Here is a 17,507-nt window from a genome sequence, read left to right on the forward strand (position 1 = left end):
CCCCCCCCCCCCCCCCCCCCCCCCCCCCCCCCCCCCCCCCCCCCCCCCCCCCCCCCCCCCCCCCCCCCCCCCCCCCCCCCCCCCCCCCCCCCACTTCAACGGACCGCCGACGGTCACCGTGGAGGCGAACACCGCGCCATCGGCAGCGGAGCAGGTCCGTACGGCCGCCGGGCCGTCGTCGCCCTTGATCTCCACCTGACGGGTGCCGGCCGACCGAGTTGGGGGGAATGCCGGGCTCGTCCCTGTGTTGATCCTGCGGGCTTCCTTAAGGGAACTTGAAGAACCCCTCCCGGCGGCCCTTTTCGCTGATCACCGGCCTACGCTCGAGCGGACTCCCCTCTTCCCCCTCTCCTGTGAGGTGTTACCGGCATGAGCCGCAGCCGAACTCCCGGTCCCGAAACGCCGTCCCGCGTCGAGGCTCGGCGGCGGAAGACGGTGCGTACGCGCATCGTGCTGTCCGTCACCGCGGCCGCCGCAGCGGTGGCGGTCGGGGTCGCGGTGGCCGACTCCGACGGCGATGCCCGCACGGACCGACGGGCCGACGGCGCGGCCGGTACGGCGTCCCCGACGGCGGGCACCGGTGACGGGGCGGGAACCCCCACCCCTGCCGCGTCCACGCCCACCGGCGACGCCTCGGCCTCGGCCAGCCCGAGTCCGTCCGGGACGCCCGACGCCGGTGCGTCGGGATCCGCCGCTCCGACGAAGCCCGCGGCAGCGGAGAGCAGCATTGCGGCCAAGTCGGCGTCGGGCGAGGGCGGCAAGGCCCCGCGCAAGCCGTCCACCACGACGGGCGGCGGCTCGGGCGGTTCCGGCGGTTCCGGCACCGTCGACGGCAACTCCGAGTCCGCGGTCCTGGCCCTGGTCAACAAGGAGCGGGCCGCTGCCGGGTGCGGCCCGCTGGCCACGAACGCCAAGCTGAGCAACGCCGCGCGTACGTACAGCGACACGATGGCCCGCAGCGGCGTCATGTCCCACACCGGGCCCGACGGATCCACCATGACCAGCCGGGTGGAGGCCGCCGGATACGGATGGTCCGGCCTGGGCGAGAACATAGCCCGCGGCCAGGCCGACGCCGACGCGGTCATGAAGGCGTGGATGAACAGCTCCGGCCACCGGGCGAACATCCTCAACTGCTCCTTCAAGGAGATCGGCATCGGCGTCCACAAGGGCGACGGCGGGCCGTGGTGGACGCAGGACTTCGGGACCCCGAGGTAGCCGACCCCGCGTTGCGAACAGACCCCCACCGGCCGCCGCACAAACCCCCCACCGGCCGCCGAGCGGGCGGCCACGTCCTCCGACCCGTACGCGGGTACGGAGGACGTCGGCGTTGCCCCGCGAGAGCCTGCGCGGCGCTCCTCCGGGGGGACGGGTGACGGGCCGGCCGACGCGTCGGCCACTATGGGGCCGTGCCTCGAATTCCGCGCTACCTGTTCATATGGCTGTCGTGCACGGCCACCAGCGTGACTGCCGTACTCCTCACCGTCCAGTTCGTGGTCGGCACGACCAGGCACACGCCCCCGGTCGCGCGGTCCGCCCCGACGGTCATCGAAACGCCGCCGGCCTGGCAGGCGGGCCAGAGCCCGCCGTCCCCGACCGCGTCCACGAGCCCGTCGCCCACGGAATCGCAGCGACCCTCCCCCTCTGCCGCGACCCCCACCCCGGCCAAGGCCTCGTCGAAGACCCCCCGGCCCACCACGCCGAAGCCCGCCGTCGACTGCGAGGACGGCGGAGCGGGCCTGCACACCGTCCCCTCGCAGGGCGGCAAGGCCACCGTGCGGTACGGGAGCCGGGGCGTGTGCCTGATCTCCGCGATCCCCGCCCTCGGCTTCAAGGCCACCACCTCGCAGAGCGCGGACGACACCCTCACGGTCACCTTCACGAGCGCCGACCACCGGTCGGTCGTCACGGCGACGGTCGACCCGGGGGCGAAGGCCAGCGTCCGCGAATCCTCGCTCTGAGGCCCGGTCTCCTCAGCCGTCCCGACGGATGCGCACCACTGGTCCCCTCCGGGGACCGTCTTGCCCCTTTCGCGCAATTCACCACGTTGTACGGGCTGATGGACCGGGTTGCGGCGCGCGGAAGGTGAGCTCTTCCTTAGGGGACCTTAGGGCAACCTCAAGATCGCGCCGATACGGTTCCGGCCACCCGTCGCGGTCCTATGCTCGCGTCAGCCGAGCGGCCTTCGGCGCCGGGCGTGACGACCCGGCGAACCGTCGGGGCCGCCGGCTTCACCGAGCCGAGGGGGCGCTCTGCCCTCCCGCAGTCCGAACCGTGCCCTGGGGTGTCTTCGCCATGCGTCCTCACATGCTCCGACCCGTCCGTGCCGACCGCCGTACCGCCCCGCACCGCTCCCCCGCACCCCTGGGGACACGGCTGCCGCTGGTTGCCGCGGCCGTGGTCGCGGCGGGCCTGACCGCCGCCTGCGGGCCGTCCTCCCAGCCCGTCGGATCCGCGGCGCCGTCCGCCGCCGGACCGTCCTCGCAGGCCTTCCCCTCCGGGACGGAGTCCGCGACCGGGTCCCCCGAGGCCTCGCCGAGCGCGTCGGCCTCGCCGTCCGCGTCCGCCACCGCCGTCCCCGGCTCCTCGCCGACTCCCTCGAGCGCCCGGAGCGGTTCCCCCACCCCGGCCGGGACGCCCGCCAAGCCGCCCCGGACGTCCTCCGCACCCGAGCCGGCCCGGATACCCGGTCCCGGCTACGACAGTTCGGCCGATGCGCAGAAGCAGATCGACGCGGCGCTGCGCGCGGCCAAGTCGGACGGGCGGACGGTGCTGCTCGACTTCGGCGCGAACTGGTGCGGCAACTGCAAGGCCGCCGACAAGGTGTTCGGCCAGTCGCAGACCGCCGCGATCCTGGGCGCCTCATACCACCTGGTCAAGGTCGACATCGGCGGCAACAGCTCCGCGAACTCCGCGCTGCTGCGCAAGTGCAGCCCTTCGGGCGGGACCTACACGATGCCCGTACTGGTCGTGGTCTCCCCGTCCGGCACGGTGCGCACCGACACCCATGTCACGGGCAATCCGTCCCTGACCGCGGAGGGCATCAACTCCTTCCTGCGCCAGTGGGCGTCGTGAGACGACCCGCCCCGCAGGCCCCGGGGCGTCGGCGGCTCTCCACCGCCGCCCTCGCCGGGACCGGCCTGGCGGTCGCCGTCGCGGCCGCCTGCGTCCTCGCCGCCGGCGGTGGCGACGGCGGTGCGCCGGACGGGCGGGTGAGCGCCGTCCGGTCCGCGGCCGGGGCGACGGTCGTGGATCCCGGTGCCCGGCAGGAGGCGCCCGCACTGGCGGGCGACGACCTGGACGGGAAGCCCGTAGGCCTCGCCGGGTTCCGGGGCCAGGTCGTCGTCCTGAACGTCTGGGGCTCCTGGTGCGGCCCCTGCCGGGCGGAGGCGGAGGGCCTGGAGCGGCTCAGCCGCCAGACCCGGGACGAAGGGGTCCGGTTCCTCGGGATCAACACCCGCGACCGGGACCGGTCGGCGGCTCAGGCCTTCGTACGCGCACACGGCCTGAGCTTCCCCAGTCTCCACGACCCCAGCGGTGAACTCCTGCTGCGCTTCCCTCCCGCGCTGCTCAACCCGCAGGCGATTCCCTCGACCCTCGTGATCGACCGCCGCGGCCGCATCGCCGTCGGCATCGGGGGCGCCGTCACCGAGGAACAGCTGCGGCCCCTGCTCGCGCGCGTGGTGGAGGAGGAGTCGTGACGAACGCCACGGACTGGGCGCTCGCCGCCGCCGACGCCCCTTCCCTCGTGAACGGAACCCTCGCGATCGCGGCTCCCGTGGCGTTCGCGGCGGGGCTCGTCTCCTTCCTCTCGCCCTGCGTGCTGCCGCTCGTACCGGGCTACCTCAGCTACGTGACCAGTCTGTCGGTCGCCGACCTGGCGGACGCGGACGGCGGGCGCCGCGGCCGGATGGCAGCCGGCGCGCTGCTGTTCGTCCTGGGCTTCACGGCGGTCCTCGTCTCCGGAGGCGCCCTGTTCGGCCATGCCGGCCGTCTCTTCGTGGCCCACCAGGAGGCGGTCACCCAGGTGCTCGGGGTCTTCACCGTGCTCATGGGGCTGTCCTTCACGGGGCTCCTGCCGGGCTTCGCCCAGCGGGAGTTCCGCAGCCACCGGCGCCCCGCGCTGGGGCTGGCCGGGGCGCCGCTGCTCGGCGCGGTGTTCGCGGTCGGCTGGACCCCGTGCATCGGCCCGACGCTGGCCGCCGTCCAGGCGCTCGCCTGGACCGAGGCGAGCGCGGCCCGCGGGGCCCTGCTGATGGCCGCGTACTGCCTCGGGCTGGGCCTGCCGTTCATCGTGGCCGCGCTGGCCTTCCGGCGGGCCCTTGGCGCCTTCGGCCTGGTCAAGCGCCATTACCCGGCGGTCCTGCGGCTCGGCGGAGGCATGCTCGTACTCGTCGGCGTGCTGCTGGCCACCGGTGTGTGGAACGACCTCGTGTACCGCATGCAGTTGTGGAGCGCGAACTCCACCGCCGCCTTCTAGGGCCGCCGTTCGCCCCCGGCCGAAGTCGCTGAGGTCTCCGAAGTCCCCTTTTCCTCCCCGACACGTGACACAGAGGCACATATGAACCTTTCGACGGGTACGAGGCCCTCCCGCACGGCCCCGATCGCGGCCGCCCTGCTCTCCTTCGTCTCGCTCGGCGCGCTCGCGGCCTGCGGCGGACAGCCCGCCAAGGACGCAGCCGACTCCCCGCCACCCACGACCCGCTCGACGCGCTTCACCGAGAACGGGGTCACCGTCACGCTCTCGGTCTCCGACTGGCACGCCTCGCAGGGCACCCTCACCGCGGTCTTCACGCCCGAGGCCAAGGGGTTCCACCTCTACAGCGCGGATCTGCCGCCCACCGGCATCGAGGGCGTGGGCAGACCGACCGCGATGGCCGTCACCGGGGCCCTGAAGGCGCAGGGCAAACTGTCGGCCGGCGCGGACGTACGGTCGATCAGCGTGCCCGGTGTCGACGCCCAGGTCCCGGTCTACCCGGACGGCCCGGTCACCACCACCCTGCCCGTCCGCGCCGACGCCGACGGGGACGCGACGGTGCTGTTCGGCTACGCGAGCTGCAGCGCCCAGGACGGCTGCACCATCCCGGTGTCCGACCGCCCCGTGCACCTGCGCGTCACCGGCGACGGCCCCGCGTTCGACGCCCCTTGACGGGCGTGCTGCCGACGAGGCCGGGCTCGCGGCCCGGCCGATGACACACCCCCTAAGGTGTCCCCATGCCGAGCGTCCTGATCGTGGAAGACGACCCCAGCATCCGCCAGTCACTGATCGAGGTCCTGACGGAGCACGGGTATGCCGTACGCAGCGCCGCCGACGGGTTCGGCGCGCTGCGGGAGGTCACCCAAGCCCCCGTCGACGCCGTGGTCCTCGACCTGGGACTGCCCGATCTGGACGGAGGTGACGCCCTGCGCATGATCCGGGGCATTTCCTCCGTACCCGTGCTGGTGGCCACCGCCCGCGACGACGAGAGGGAGATCATCAAGCTCCTCAACGCGGGCGCCGACGACTACCTGGTCAAGCCCTTCTCCGGGGGGCAGCTCATCGCGCGCCTCTCCGCGGTCCTGCGGCGCACCAGCCACGTCCCCCCCGCCGGCACCCCGGCGGGCGCACCGGTGGCGGCGGCGAGCGAGCCGCTGCGCCCCACCACCGTGGGCGAGCTGGCGGTGGACCCGGGCGCGCGCACCGCGTACCTGGCCGGCCAGGAGCTCCGTCTCACCCGCCGGGAGTTCGACCTCCTGGCGTTCCTCGCCCATCACTGCGGCCAGGTCGTCTCCAAACGCCGTCTGCTGACCGAGGTCTGGCGCGAGCCCTACGTGGACGACCAGACCGTGGACGTGCACCTGTCGTCCCTGCGCCGCAAGCTCGGCGAACGCGCGGCGGCGCCGCGCTACCTGCTGACCGTCCGGGGCGTCGGCATCAAGCTGGTGGCACCGCGTTGAGACGCTCGCTGGCCGGAGTGGCGCTCGCGGTGACCTCCATGGTCGCCCTCTCCTTCCTCATACCGCTGGCCGCACTGGTGATGTCGCTCGTCAAGGAGCAGGGGGTCACCGCGGCCGAGCAGCGTGCCGCCGCCCTCGCCCCCGTCCTCACCCTGACCACGGATCCGGACGCCCTCCAGGAATCCGCCGCGAGTCTGGACGCGGCCGACCACCTGGTCGTGCACCTGCCGGACTCGGGGCCCCTCGGCAGCTCGAAGGCTCCCGCGAAGCTGCTCGAACGGGCCCAGGAGGCACGCGAGTCCATCTCCCAGGAGATCCCGGGCGGCTGGATATGCCTGCAGCCGGTGGTGCTCCCGGGCGACCGGGTCGCCGTCATCGAGAACTTCGTCCCCGAAGCGGAACTGACCCGCGGGGTCAAGGAGTCGTGGGCGGTCATGGCCTTCCTCGCCGTGGGGCTGGTCGGCGGTTCCGTACTGGTCGCCGACCGCCTCGGCTCGAAGGTCGTCCGGTCCTCGAAGAGGCTCGCGCGGGCCTCGCGCGCCCTCGGCCAGGGCGACCTGGACACCCGCGTGGACCCCATGGGTCCCAGGGAACTGCGCGACGCGGGCGTCGCCTTCAACGCGATGGCCCACCGGATGACGGAGCTGCTCGCCGTCGAACGCGAACTCGTCGCCGACCTGTCCCACCGGCTGCGCACCCCGCTGACCGCCCTGCACCTGGCGTCCGAGCGCATGGCCGGCACACCGGAGTCGGCCAGGGTCGAGGCGGCGGTCGGCGAGCTGGAGGCCGAGCTCCGGGCCATCATCGCTGCGGCGCGCACCCCGCTGGCCGTGGGCCCCATGGCCCAGGGCCTGCTCGGCGCGGAAGCGCCCGCAGACCGTCACGCCGTCGGGGCAGGGGCGTCCGGCCCCCGCTGCGAGACGGCCGACGTGGTCCGGCGCCGCACCGCCTTCTGGACGGTCCTGGCCGAGCAGCAGAACCGGTCCTGCTCCCTCGACCTCACCCAGGAACCCACCCTCATCGCCCTCTCCGACGACGACATCGCCGCCGTGGTGGACGCGCTGGTCGGCAACATCTTCCGCCACACCGCGCCCGGCACCCCGTTCGCCGTCCAGGTCGTACGCACGGCACAGGCCGTGGAGCTGGTGGTGGAGGACGGCGGACCGGGCATCCCCGACCCGGACCGGGCCCTCTCCCGCGGAAGCAGCACCGGTTCCACGGGGCTGGGTCTCGACATCGCGCAACGGGCCGCGAGCGCCACGGGCGGCTCCATGCGCATCGGTCGCGGCCCGCTGGGCGGCGCCCACATCACCGTGACGTTCGCCCTGGCCCCACAGGCCCCGTCCGCCCGCAGGGCCCGCATCTCGCGCCGCCGCACGACCCGCCCGCGCGGACGGTAGTTCCGGCCGCTCGACCGCCGGCGCCCCTTCCTGCTCCGGAATGCGCCGGGCCCGGATGCGGCGCACGCTGGTGCGTGGGTGCGCAGCGCCGAGAGGGGCTCACCGTACGAACGCGGCGGCGAGTGCCGCTGCTCGGTGTGTTCACCCTCGCAACCGTTCGGGGCGGGGCGTGACCGTCCGGCGGACCGACGTGCGGAGGTGATGGCGGTGGCCGGCACACGAGCGCCGCAGCGGCCGTCCAGCGCACAGCGGCGCGTCCTCGCGCCGCTGGCGCTCGCGCAGTTCATCTGCAGCTTCGCCGGTTCCAACATGAACGTGATGATCAACGACATCAGCGAGGACCTGGACACCACCGTCCAGGGGGTGCAGATCGCCATCACGATCTTCCTCCTGGTCATGGCCGCGCTGATGATCCCCGGCGGCAAACTGACCGACCGCTACGGCCGCAAGCGCTGTCTCCTCGTCGGCCTCGTCGTCTACGGCATCGGCGCCCTGGTGAGCGCCGCCGCCCCGGGTCTGGGTGTACTGATCCTCGGAAACTCGATCCTTGAGGGCATCGGAACGGCCCTGCTCATCCCGCCCGTCTACATCCTCACCACGCTCATCTTCACGGACCTGACCTCACGGGCCCGCGCCTTCGGCGTCATCATGGCGCTGGGCGGCATCGGCGCCGCCGCCGGGCCGCTGATCGGCGGGCTCATCACCTCGTGGCTGAGTTGGCGCGCGGCCTTCGTGTTCCAGGCCCTGGTCATCGTCGTGATCATCGTGCTGAGCCGGAATCTCGAGGACCCGCTGCCGGCCGATTCGACGCGCCCCTTCGACACCACCGGAGCGGTCCTCTCGGCCGCCGGCCTCATCCTCGTCGTCATGGGCATCCTCGCGGCCGACAACAACGTCTGGCTCATGATCGGCCTGCTCGCCGCCGGCGCCCTCGTGCTCCTCTTGTTCTTCCGGTCCGTACGGGCCAAGGAGCGGGCCGGCACGGAACCCCTGCTGTCCACCAGCCTGTTCCGCGACCGCACCTCCAACCTGGGCCTCGTCACGCAGAACGTGCAGTGGCTGCTGCTGATGGGTTCCTCGTTCACCGTCGCGACGTACCTCCAGGTCGTGCGCGGCTACGACGCCATCCAGACCGGCGTCGTCTTCACGGCCGCCACGGTCGGCCTGCTCGTGTCCTCGCTCGCCGCCGAACGCCTCGCGAAGCGGCGGCCCCAGCGGACCCTCATCATGACCGGCTTCGCCGTCACCCTCCCCGGCATCGTCGTCCTGATCGCGATGGCCGGGAGCTCCCCGAACCCCTGGGCGCTGACCCCCGGACTCCTGCTGATCGGACTGGGCCTCGGCGTGATGCTGACCCCCTCGGTCAACGTCGTCCAGTCGAGCTTCCCCGAGGAGCAGCAGGGCGAGATCTCCGGCCTCTCCCGCAGCGTGTCGAACCTCGGTTCCTCGCTCGGCACGGCGGTCGCCGGCACCATCCTCGTCTCCGGCCTGACCAGCGGTGCCTACGCCGCCGCCATGATCACGCTGGCCGTGATCGGACTCGCCGGACTCGCCGCCGCGGTACTCCTGCCCAGGAAGCCGCGCCCGGTGGCCGACCCTGTCCGACCGAGCACAGAATGACCATGCGGAACGTCCTGACGCGAGGTGACGGGTGATGGCGGACGAGAGAGCCGAACGCATCGCGGATTTCATCGAGCCGCTCCGGGTGCGCCCGGGGTCCAAGGTGCACCTGGAGCGGGACTTCGATCCCCGCTACAAAGCCGGTGCCAAGAAGCGGGACGCGGCCGAGCTGCTGCAGGCCGGGGTGTCGTTGCTCGCCGAATACCAGGACCGGCTGGCCGCCCAGGACACGTACGGCGTGGTGCTCTGTCTCCAGGCGCTCGACGCCGCAGGCAAGGACGGGACGATCCGCCACGTGATGAGCGGGGTCAATCCCCAGGGCGTACGCGTCAGCAGCTTCAAGGTGCCCTCCTCCGAGGAGCTCGACCACGACTACCTGTGGCGCTACGCCCGGCGGCTGCCCGCGCGCGGCGAGATCGCCATCTTCAACCGCTCGCACTACGAGGAAGTCCTCGTCGTACGGGTCCACCCCGAGAACCTCGTCCGGCAGAAGCTGCCGGAGGGCTCCTTCGGGCCGGAGGTCTGGGACCGGCGCTTCCGGGAGATCAACCGCTGGGAGCGCTACCTCACGGACAACGGGTTCAAGGTGGTGAAGATCTTCCTCAACCTGTCCAAGGAGGAGCAGCGCACCCGCTTCCTGAAGCGGATCGACCTGCCGGAGAAGAACTGGAAGTTCTCCGCCGCCGACGTCCGGGAGCGGCGCCGGTGGGACGACTACCAGGACGCGTTCTCCGAGATGCTGTCCGCCACGAGCACGCGGTGGGCGCCGTGGTACGTCGTACCGGCGGACCGGAAGTGGTTCGCGCGGATCTGCGCGGCGGCAGTTCTCGCGCACACCCTGATGGAGATCGATCCGCAGTACCCCGATGTGGGGGAAGAGGCGCGCAAGGACCTCCTCGTCACGAAACGGGGGCTGGAGCGCGAGGCCCCCGCCGGGGCCCAGGCCGATCCGTACACCGCCCGGCACCCGTCGGCGGCACACGGGCACCGCAAGGGGCGGAAGGGGCGGGGGAAGAACCGCGGCTAGCGACCCTCGGACGGCGCGCGACCGGCCCGGATGCGTCCGCGGCCCCGTATCGGAGGCAGAACCATGACAGTGCGGTCGGATTCTGTGGCAGAACAGCCCCCGGCTGCCGGGGACGGCTGGTACACGCGCTCTTCCGCGCAGGTCGTGGCGGCGTTCGGTGTCGAACCCGCGGTCGGTCTGTCCGCGGCGCGGGCCGCCGAACTCCTGACCGCGCACGGCCCGAACGCGCTGCCCGAGGAGGAGCGAACTCCGGCCTGGCGCCGGTTCCTCGCGCAGTACCGCAGTTACATGCAGATCGTCCTCGTGGCGGCCGCGATCGTCTCGCTGGTCATCCAGGAATGGACCACCGGGATCCTGCTGGTCGTGCTGACACTGCTGAACGCGGTCGTGGGCCTGCGCCAGGAGGGCAAGGCCGAGAGCGCCATGAACGCGCTGAAGTCGATGATGAAGGCGACGGCACGGGTGCGCAGGGACGGTACGGAGGCCGAGATCCCCGCGGAACAGCTCGTCGACGGCGATGTCGTGCTCATCTCCGCCGGGGACCAGGTGCCCGCGGACGGACGGCTCATCGAGGCCAGCGCCCTGCAGATCGACGAGTCGGCGCTCACCGGGGAAAGCGTTCCCGCCGCGAAGGACACCGGCCCGCTGGCGGGCAGCCGGCTGTCGCCCGGCGACCAGACCAACACGGCGTTCATGAACACCCCGGTCACCCACGGCAGCGGCGTCATGGTCGTCACCGCGACCGGCGCGGCCACCGAGCTCGGCAAGATCTCGGGCATGCTGTCGGCCACCGAGAAGGAGGTGCCGCCGCTCACCAAGGAGCTCGACCGGCTGACCCTGTGGATCACGGCGGCGGCGGGCCTCACCATGATCGTGATGTTCGCCCTGGGGCGCCAGCGGGACCAGGCCTGGGACGTCCTGTTCGTCAGCGCGGTCTCGCTGGCCATCGCGGCCATCCCCGAGGCCCTGCCCACCGTCACCCAGGCAATCCTGTCCGTCGGGAGCCTGAACCTGGCGAAGCGGCACGCCATCGTGAAGGAACTGCCGTCGGTCGAGACGCTGGCGTTCACGTCGGCGATCAACTCGGACAAGACCGGCACCCTGACGATGAACCAGATGACCGCCGTCGAAGTGCTGAGCCCCACCGACCGGTACACCGTGTCCGGCACCGGCTACGGACTCGAAGGGAAGATCCACCACGCCGCCGGGTCCGCCGCGGGGATCGAGGACGCGATCCTGCCGTACGTGGTGGCCAGCGACGCCAAGCTGGTGGGCGGCGAGGTGGTGGGCGATCCCACCGAGGGCGCGCTGCTGGTCCTCGCGCACAAGGCCGGCCTGGACACCGACGCCACCAGGGACGCCCTTCCCCGGCTCGCCACCCTCCCGTTCGACCCCGAGTACAAGCTGATGGCCACGTTCCATTCGGCGGCCGACGCCTCCGGGCGGCAGGTCGTGCGCTGCTTCGTCAAAGGGGCGGCCCCGGCGGTGATGGCGCGCGCCTCCACCGCGCTCGCGGCGGGCGAAACGGTGCCGTGGGACGCCGAACTGCTCGGCCGGGCCGAGGCTGCGAGCGAGCGGATGGGGAGCGAGGGGCGCCGGGTGATGGCCGCGGCCACCCGTGACCTGGACCCGGCCGGCTTCGATCCGGACGGCGACCTGCTCGCGTACGTCACCGAGCTGCGGATGGCCAGTCTCGTCGGCATGGTCGATCCGCCGCGCGAGGAGGCCAAGGCCGCGGTGGCCGACGCCCGGGCGGCGCACATCCGGGTCCGCCTGGTGACCGGGGACGACGTCACCACCGGGGCGGCGATCGCCCGACAGATCGGCATCCCCGGCGAGGCCGTCCTCGGCGCCGACTTCGCCGCCATGGGCGAGGACGAGCAGCTCTCCCGCATCGAGGGGATCGGCGTGGTGGGGCGGGTCGCGCCGGAGCACAAGGTACTGCTCGCGAACACGCTCAAGAAGAAGGGCGAGGTCGTGGCGATGACCGGGGACGGCGTCAACGACGCTCCCGCCATCAAGGCCGCCGACATCGGGATCGCCATGGGCAGCGGCACGGACGTGGCGAAGAACGCCGGCCGCATGATCCTCTCCGACGACAACTTCGCCACCATCGTCTACGCCGTGGAGCAGGGCCGGACGATCTACGACAACCTCACCAAGTACATCCGCTTCGTACTGCTCCTTCTGGTCACGTTCGTGTTGACGTTCCTGGGCGCGACGGTCTTCGACATCGCCGCCGGTGAGCCCTTCACCCCGCCGCAGGTGCTGTGGATCCACTTCGTCGTCAACGCCTCCTTCGGCTTCGCGCTCGGCTTCGACCGGGAGAGCGCCGGGCTCATGCGGCGCAGGCCGCGGCCGCGCGGCGAATCGGTGCTCACGCGGCCCGTGCTCGTCACGGTCGGACTGGGCGGGCTGGCGATCACCGTCCTCCTGCTCGGACTGATCCAGCTCGGCCAGAGCCGCTACGACAGCATCGCGACGGGCCAGTCGATCGCGTTCACGGCCTTCTCGCTCTGTCTGATCGTGGCCGCCTTCGAATGCCGCAGCGAGACGGAATCCGTGCTGACGACCTCCACGTTCGACAGCAAGCAGATGAACTGGGTCGCCCTGGCCCAGTTCTTCCTCTCCGTGCTGGTGACCCAGCTGGACGGCTTCCAGCGCCTCCTCGGGACGACCGACATCGACGCGCGGCAGTTCGGCTGGGCGCTGCTGGCGGCCCTCGCGCTCCTGCTCGTATGGGAACTGGGCAAGCTCGTGGCCCGCCGGTCGAAGGCCGCCTGAGGAAGGCCTGTCCGTGACCACCCGGCGCGACGGCCACGGGGTCGGCTCCCGCTTCCGGGCGGTTCCCGGGATCCGCGCGGTGTCGTCCTACCGGCGCGAGTGGCTCGTCAAGGACCTCGTCGCGGGAGTCGTCCTGACGACGCTGCTGGTGCCGCAGGGCATGGCGTACGCCGAGCTGGCGGGCCTGCCGGCCATCACCGGCCTGTACACGTCGATCCTCTGCCTGCTCGGATATGCGGTGTTCGGCCCGTCGCGGATCCTGGTGCTGGGCCCGGACTCCTCGCTGGGGCCGATGATCGCCGCGACCGTGCTGCCCCTGGTGGCCGTCGGCGGAGATCCCGACCGGGCCGTCGCGCTGGCGTCGATGCTCGCGGTCATGGTGGCGGCCATCATGATCCTGGCCTCGGTGGCGAAGCTCGGCTTCATCGCCGACCTGATCTCCAAACCGACGATGATCGGCTACATGAACGGCCTGGCCCTGACCATCCTGATCGGTCAGCTGCCCAAGCTGCTCGGCTTCAAGGTCGAGGCGGACAACCTGATCGGCGAGTGCGTCGGCCTCGTGCAGAAGATCGCCGACGGGGCGACGGTGCCGGCCGCCGCCGCGGCGGGCCTCGGCGGGATCGCCCTGATCCTGGTCCTGCAGCGCTTCCTGCCGAAGGTCCCTGCGGTGCTCGTGATGGTGGTCCTGGCGATCGCCGCGGCCGCCGTGTTCGACCTGGACGAGCACGGCGTCGGCCTGGTCGGGGTACTGCCCGAGGGCTTCCCGCCGTTCACGATCCCCGACGTGCGGCTCGCCGACCTCGCGCCGCTGCTCGGCGGGGCGCTGGGCATCGCCCTGGTGTCCTTGGCCGACACGATCTCCAACGCGTCCGCCTTCGCGGCCCGTACGGGCCAGGAGGTCCGCGGCAACCAGGAGATGGCGGGCGTCGGTGCGGCGAACCTGGCGGCCGCGCTCTTCCAGGGCTTCCCCGTCAGCACCAGCGGGTCGCGGACGGCGGTGGCGGAGCGGGCGGGGGCCAGGAGCCAGCTCACCGGTGTCGTCGGAGCGGCGCTCATCGTCCTCATGCTCGTGCTGGCTCCGGGCCTGTTCCGCAACCTCCCCCAGCCGGCCCTGGCCGCCGTGGTCATCACCGCGTCGCTGTCGCTGGCCGACATCCCGGGGGCCGTACGGCTGTGGCGGCAGGGCCGTGCGGAGTTCCTGCTGTGCTTCGCGGCCTTCGCCGGCGTGGCCCTGCTCGGTGTGCTGCCCGGGATCGCCATCGCCGTGGGCCTGTCCGTACTCAACGTCTTCCGGCGCGCCTGGTGGCCTTACGACACCGTGCTGGGGCGGGTGCAGGGCCTGGAGGGCTACCACGACATCCGTTCCTACCCGCAGGCCGAACAGCTGCCTGGCCTGGTGATCTACCGGTTCGACGCCCCGCTGTTCTTCGCCAACGCCAGGGCCTTCCGGGACGAGGTCAGGCGACTGGCCGGCGCGGACCCGCGGCCGAGCTGGATCGTGGTCGCGGCGGAGCCCATGACCGACGTGGACACCACCGCCGCCGACGTCCTGGAAGAGCTCGACGAGGCGCTCAACGCGGACGACGTCCACCTCGTGTTCGCGGAGCTCAAGGACCCCGTGCGGCGGAAGATCGAGCGGTACGAACTCACCCGGACCATCGACCCCGCGCACTTCTTCCCCACGGTCGAGACCGCCGTCGCCGCCTTCCGCCTGCGCACGGGAGCGCAGTGGTCGTCCCGACCCGGGGCCGCCCCGCCTCCGCCCGCCGACGGGAAGTGACCGACCGCCTCCGGTGCCGGTACGGTGCGCCGCTCAGGCGGGGTCGTGTCCCGCGGCGGTCCGCCCGATGGTCAGCGCCAGCCGCCGTACCCGGCGCCAGTCCATCGGCACCGTCCCGGCGCGCGGCACGCCGGGACGGTTCCGGGGCACGCGCACGCGCAGCGCGCCGGACGCGATACGGCAGCGCACGGGAGTGGACAGCACCATGGCCTCGCCGTCGACACCGACGGGGATGGCGGGAGCATCGGCGTCGACGACGACCTCACGGGCGGTGACGGCGGTCAGCCCGCGACCCTGCCTGCCGTGCAGCAGCAGCCCGGCCGCTTCGGCGGCGCTCGCGACGTCGACGCTCAGCACCCCCAGCTCACCGGAGTCCAGTCGCTCCCGGCGCCCGAGCCCCGCCGAGTCCCCCCTCTGGTAGGGGTTGTTGCTCACCAGCACGGCCTGGGGACCGTCCACGGCCAGAGCATCGGAACGGACGCTCAGCCGCGAGCCACTGGCGTGGGTCAGCAGGGCCGGCAGCATCTCGAGGATGGTGCGGACCTTGTCGTCACGGTAGGCCGGACTCTGCACGACCTCCGCGTACACGCCGAAGGAGGCACTGTTGACGAACACGCGCCCCGTCTTCCCGTCCGCCGGTTCTCCCTCGAGGATGTAGCCGAGGTCGACGCGCAGTTCGACGCCGTCGGTCAGTGCGTCCAGGCACCGGGAGGGATCCTGCCGGTCCAGGCCCAGATCCATGGCGAAGTGGTTGCGCGTGCCGGCGCTGATCACCATGAGCGGAACGTCATGCTCCACGGCCACGGCGGCGACCAGGGCCTGCGTACCGTCGCCGCCTGCGACACCCAGCAGGTCGGCCCCGCCCTCGACGGCCTGCCGCGCCAGCTCGGCCACGTCCTGGCGCTGGTCCGGATCCAGTACGACGACCTCGGCACCCAAGGCCCTGGCCTGCTCCGCCAGGCGGAACTTCTCGACCTTCCCGCCGCCCGAGCGCGGATTCATGATCACGAAGGGACGCTCGGCCCGGACGACAGAGCGCTCCGGCATGCCCGCCGCGGTGTCCTCGGCAAGAGCGGCGCTGCCCGCGGCAACGGCCAGCGCCCACAGGGCGAGCGAGACCAGCACGACCCACAGCAGGCCGGCAGCCGAGTACAGCAGCAGCACGGCGAGCGGTGCGACGACCACCAGCAGCCCGGCGAGCACCCTGATCGCGCCGGTGTGGGTGAGCATCCACCACACGCCTGCCGCGGTGAGGACCAGTCCTGCCCACCCCACCGCCATCAGCACGAGGTTCGCGAGGCCGCCGAACACCACCAGCACGGCGAGCGCCGCCAAGCCCGCCGCCAGGGCCAGACGCGCGATCCAACGCCTACTCATGGGACAACCTCCCGCCGCTTCACCGGACACGGGCTGCCGGACAGGAGTCGGGCACCCACTTCAGGCTACGAGCGCCGACCCCGCGCGGCCTGCCCACCACGGCCGCCCGCGTCGGATGGCACGACCAACCGGGCCTTGGGACCATGACCTCGGAGGGCACCATGACCCACGCCCCGCCGCCGGTCCCTCCGTCGGACGATCCGGCACCACGCAAGCACCGCCGAGGGCTCCGTCTCACCCTGCCGGGCTGCTGGGGCGCCCTCGTCCTGGCCTGCCTGTCCTTCACCCCGTCGCTGCTCCCGCGCGGAGGCGTACTCCAGGGACTGGTCTGCGGCATCAGCGCGGCCATCGGATAAGGGCTGGGCGTCGTCGCGGTCTACGACCCCACCTCGGTCGTCGTCCCCCGTACCGCAGGGTGCAGCACGCGCCGTACCGGCCGCGCCCGAAACACCGCCGGACCCGACGGGGACCCCCGCAGGTCAGCCCGGTGGCTCATGGGTCGACCACGACCACACCCCTGGTGCTGCGTCAGCTCAGCTCGCGGCTGCGCAGCTCCGACAACGAACGCCGCTCGCCTGCCTCGGAGAACGTGCTCCAGCGGCTCGCGGCACGCCTCGTGGAACCGGTCGAGCGGACCGGCCGCCGCAACCCCGACACGAGCGACGCCGCGGCGAACCCCTCGGTGGCCACCCTCCAGTACGGCACCGGCTCCGTCGGACCGGCGGCCGCGGTGGTGGCGGCCGGGGCGGACCCGTGGCTCTGGATGCTGGAACAGCGCCACGTCCTCGGAACGATCCTGCGGTCAAGTACCGCTGGATGCGCGCGGCGGTGCGCTGCCTGCTGCGGGGAGCCGCAGCATTCGGGACGGCGCCGTGGTGAGGGGGTGACGCCAGGACGTCCGGCCGGATCGGCCCCGAGCGGCTGATCTCCCCGTCCAGGCTGTCAAGACACGAGTTTCCGTGACGTGACCTGACGCTGCCGGTGGGGCGCAATGGGACGTGAACGAAAGCAGTGCGCGGGCAAGCCGCCCCTGCCCACCGACCCCCGACCCCCGACCCCCGACCGCTGAGGATCCGCTGAAATGACCACCCAGATGAATGACCGCTTCGCCTTCCTCATGGCCATGACCGACTCGGCGCCCGGTCCCTCCCCTCCCAGGCCCTGACGCTCCCCCCGGGCGCCTCACATGGGGGCTGCTCGGCGAGCGCGACATGACTATCTACGGACTCATCCACAGCGGCGTCAGCGCCGCTCTCATCCTTGCCTCCACCATCGCAGGCTCCTACGTACTGCTCGTGATCACCGTGCTGATCAGCCCCACCGGTACCAGGGGCAAGGCAGCCAGGGGCCTCCTGAGCCTCCACCCCCTCTCCAAGCACGGCCCCGACAGCCACAGCGGCCACGACACCGACGCACCAAGGGACCCATAGCCCGGAACGCACCCGCGCGACGTCGGCGGACGGGCGCATACGCGAAGACGCCCGGCCGGGAAGTCCCGGCCGGGCGTCATCGTGCGTCTGCTGTCCGCTGGCGGCTTAGTACCAGTGGTGGGTCTGCCAGAAGTTCCAGGCACCCACCGGGC

General features: G+C 72.4%; 16 protein-coding genes. 15 read left to right on the top strand and 1 reads right to left on the bottom strand.

From position 1 onward, the window contains the following. The first annotated feature begins 369 nt into the window (after nucleotides 1–369). The 12 genes from ACZ49B_RS38250 to ACZ49B_RS38305 all read left to right on the top strand — a co-directional run bounded on the left by ACZ49B_RS38250 (nucleotide 370) and on the right by ACZ49B_RS38305 (nucleotide 14,548). The gene (locus tag ACZ49B_RS38250) at nucleotides 370–1,215 is read left to right on the top strand and encodes a CAP domain-containing protein (RefSeq protein ID WP_468315703.1); all 846 of its coding nucleotides are present in this window, start codon (nucleotides 370–372) and stop codon (nucleotides 1,213–1,215) included. 191 nt (nucleotides 1,216–1,406) lie between these two features. Beyond that, the gene (locus ACZ49B_RS38255; protein ID WP_468315705.1) at nucleotides 1,407–1,958 is read left to right on the top strand and encodes a hypothetical protein; all 552 of its coding nucleotides are present in this window, start codon (nucleotides 1,407–1,409) and stop codon (nucleotides 1,956–1,958) included. Nucleotides 1,959–2,304: 346 nt separating this feature from the next. Beyond that, nucleotides 2,305–3,072, top strand: coding sequence for a thioredoxin family protein (locus ACZ49B_RS38260; RefSeq protein WP_468315707.1), 768 nt, complete (start codon nucleotides 2,305–2,307; stop codon nucleotides 3,070–3,072). Beyond that, a complete protein-coding gene (locus tag ACZ49B_RS38265) occupies nucleotides 3,069–3,698 on the top strand; it encodes a TlpA family protein disulfide reductase (RefSeq protein ID WP_468315709.1) in 630 nt (209 codons plus the stop codon). The genes ACZ49B_RS38260 and ACZ49B_RS38265 overlap by 4 nt, the downstream gene beginning before the upstream one ends. After that, nucleotides 3,695–4,477, top strand: a complete 783-nt coding sequence (locus ACZ49B_RS38270; RefSeq protein WP_468315712.1) for a cytochrome c biogenesis CcdA family protein — start codon at nucleotides 3,695–3,697, stop codon at nucleotides 4,475–4,477. Before ACZ49B_RS38265 ends, ACZ49B_RS38270 begins: the two co-directional genes overlap by 4 nt. 81 nt (nucleotides 4,478–4,558) lie before the next feature. Further along, nucleotides 4,559–5,146: a hypothetical protein gene (locus ACZ49B_RS38275; RefSeq protein WP_468315715.1), complete on the top strand. Its 588-nt coding sequence runs from the start codon at nucleotides 4,559–4,561 to the stop codon at nucleotides 5,144–5,146. Between the two features lie 65 nt (nucleotides 5,147–5,211). Continuing rightward, nucleotides 5,212–5,934: a response regulator transcription factor gene (locus tag ACZ49B_RS38280; protein ID WP_468315718.1), complete on the top strand. Its 723-nt coding sequence runs from the start codon at nucleotides 5,212–5,214 to the stop codon at nucleotides 5,932–5,934. Next, complete coding sequence (locus ACZ49B_RS38285) at nucleotides 5,931–7,334, top strand: HAMP domain-containing sensor histidine kinase (RefSeq protein WP_468315721.1); 1,404 nt, start codon at nucleotides 5,931–5,933, stop codon at nucleotides 7,332–7,334. The genes ACZ49B_RS38280 and ACZ49B_RS38285 overlap by 4 nt, the downstream gene beginning before the upstream one ends. Before the next feature lie 207 nt (nucleotides 7,335–7,541). Then, nucleotides 7,542–8,954 (top strand): MFS transporter, encoded by a 1,413-nt coding sequence (locus ACZ49B_RS38290; RefSeq protein WP_468315724.1) that lies wholly within the window; start codon nucleotides 7,542–7,544, stop codon nucleotides 8,952–8,954. A gap of 34 nt (nucleotides 8,955–8,988) precedes the next feature. Then, nucleotides 8,989–9,981 carry a polyphosphate kinase 2 family protein gene (locus ACZ49B_RS38295; RefSeq protein WP_468315727.1) on the top strand — a complete coding sequence of 331 codons (993 nt, stop codon included), beginning with the start codon at nucleotides 8,989–8,991 and terminating at the stop codon, nucleotides 9,979–9,981. Between the two features lie 63 nt (nucleotides 9,982–10,044). Next, nucleotides 10,045–12,765: a cation-translocating P-type ATPase gene (locus ACZ49B_RS38300; RefSeq protein WP_468315730.1), complete on the top strand. Its 2,721-nt coding sequence runs from the start codon at nucleotides 10,045–10,047 to the stop codon at nucleotides 12,763–12,765. A 13-nt stretch (nucleotides 12,766–12,778) separates the two neighbouring features. Next, nucleotides 12,779–14,548: a SulP family inorganic anion transporter gene (locus tag ACZ49B_RS38305; RefSeq protein ID WP_468315733.1), complete on the top strand. Its 1,770-nt coding sequence runs from the start codon at nucleotides 12,779–12,781 to the stop codon at nucleotides 14,546–14,548. Nucleotides 14,549–14,581: 33 nt separating this feature from the next. Here ACZ49B_RS38305 and ACZ49B_RS38310 read toward each other — a convergent pair whose 3' ends face one another. Continuing rightward, the gene (locus ACZ49B_RS38310; protein ID WP_468315736.1) at nucleotides 14,582–15,925 is read right to left on the bottom strand and encodes a diacylglycerol/lipid kinase family protein; all 1,344 of its coding nucleotides are present in this window, start codon (nucleotides 15,923–15,925) and stop codon (nucleotides 14,582–14,584) included. Between the two features lie 161 nt (nucleotides 15,926–16,086). Between ACZ49B_RS38310 and ACZ49B_RS38315 the strand changes: the two genes are divergently transcribed. From ACZ49B_RS38315 to ACZ49B_RS38325, 3 genes are all read left to right on the top strand, one after another. Beyond that, the gene (locus ACZ49B_RS38315) at nucleotides 16,087–16,281 is read left to right on the top strand and encodes an alpha/beta-hydrolase N-terminal domain-containing protein (RefSeq protein ID WP_468315738.1); all 195 of its coding nucleotides are present in this window, start codon (nucleotides 16,087–16,089) and stop codon (nucleotides 16,279–16,281) included. Between the two features lie 131 nt (nucleotides 16,282–16,412). Next, on the top strand, nucleotides 16,413–16,850 hold the full coding sequence (locus tag ACZ49B_RS38320) for a hypothetical protein (protein WP_468315741.1): 438 nt from the start codon (nucleotides 16,413–16,415) through the stop codon (nucleotides 16,848–16,850). A 286-nt stretch (nucleotides 16,851–17,136) separates the two neighbouring features. Continuing rightward, complete coding sequence (locus ACZ49B_RS38325) at nucleotides 17,137–17,355, top strand: hypothetical protein (RefSeq protein ID WP_468315742.1); 219 nt, start codon at nucleotides 17,137–17,139, stop codon at nucleotides 17,353–17,355. The last annotated feature ends 152 nt before the right edge of the window (nucleotides 17,356–17,507 follow it).

Source organism: Streptomyces sp. NPDC031132, from assembly GCF_055570595.1.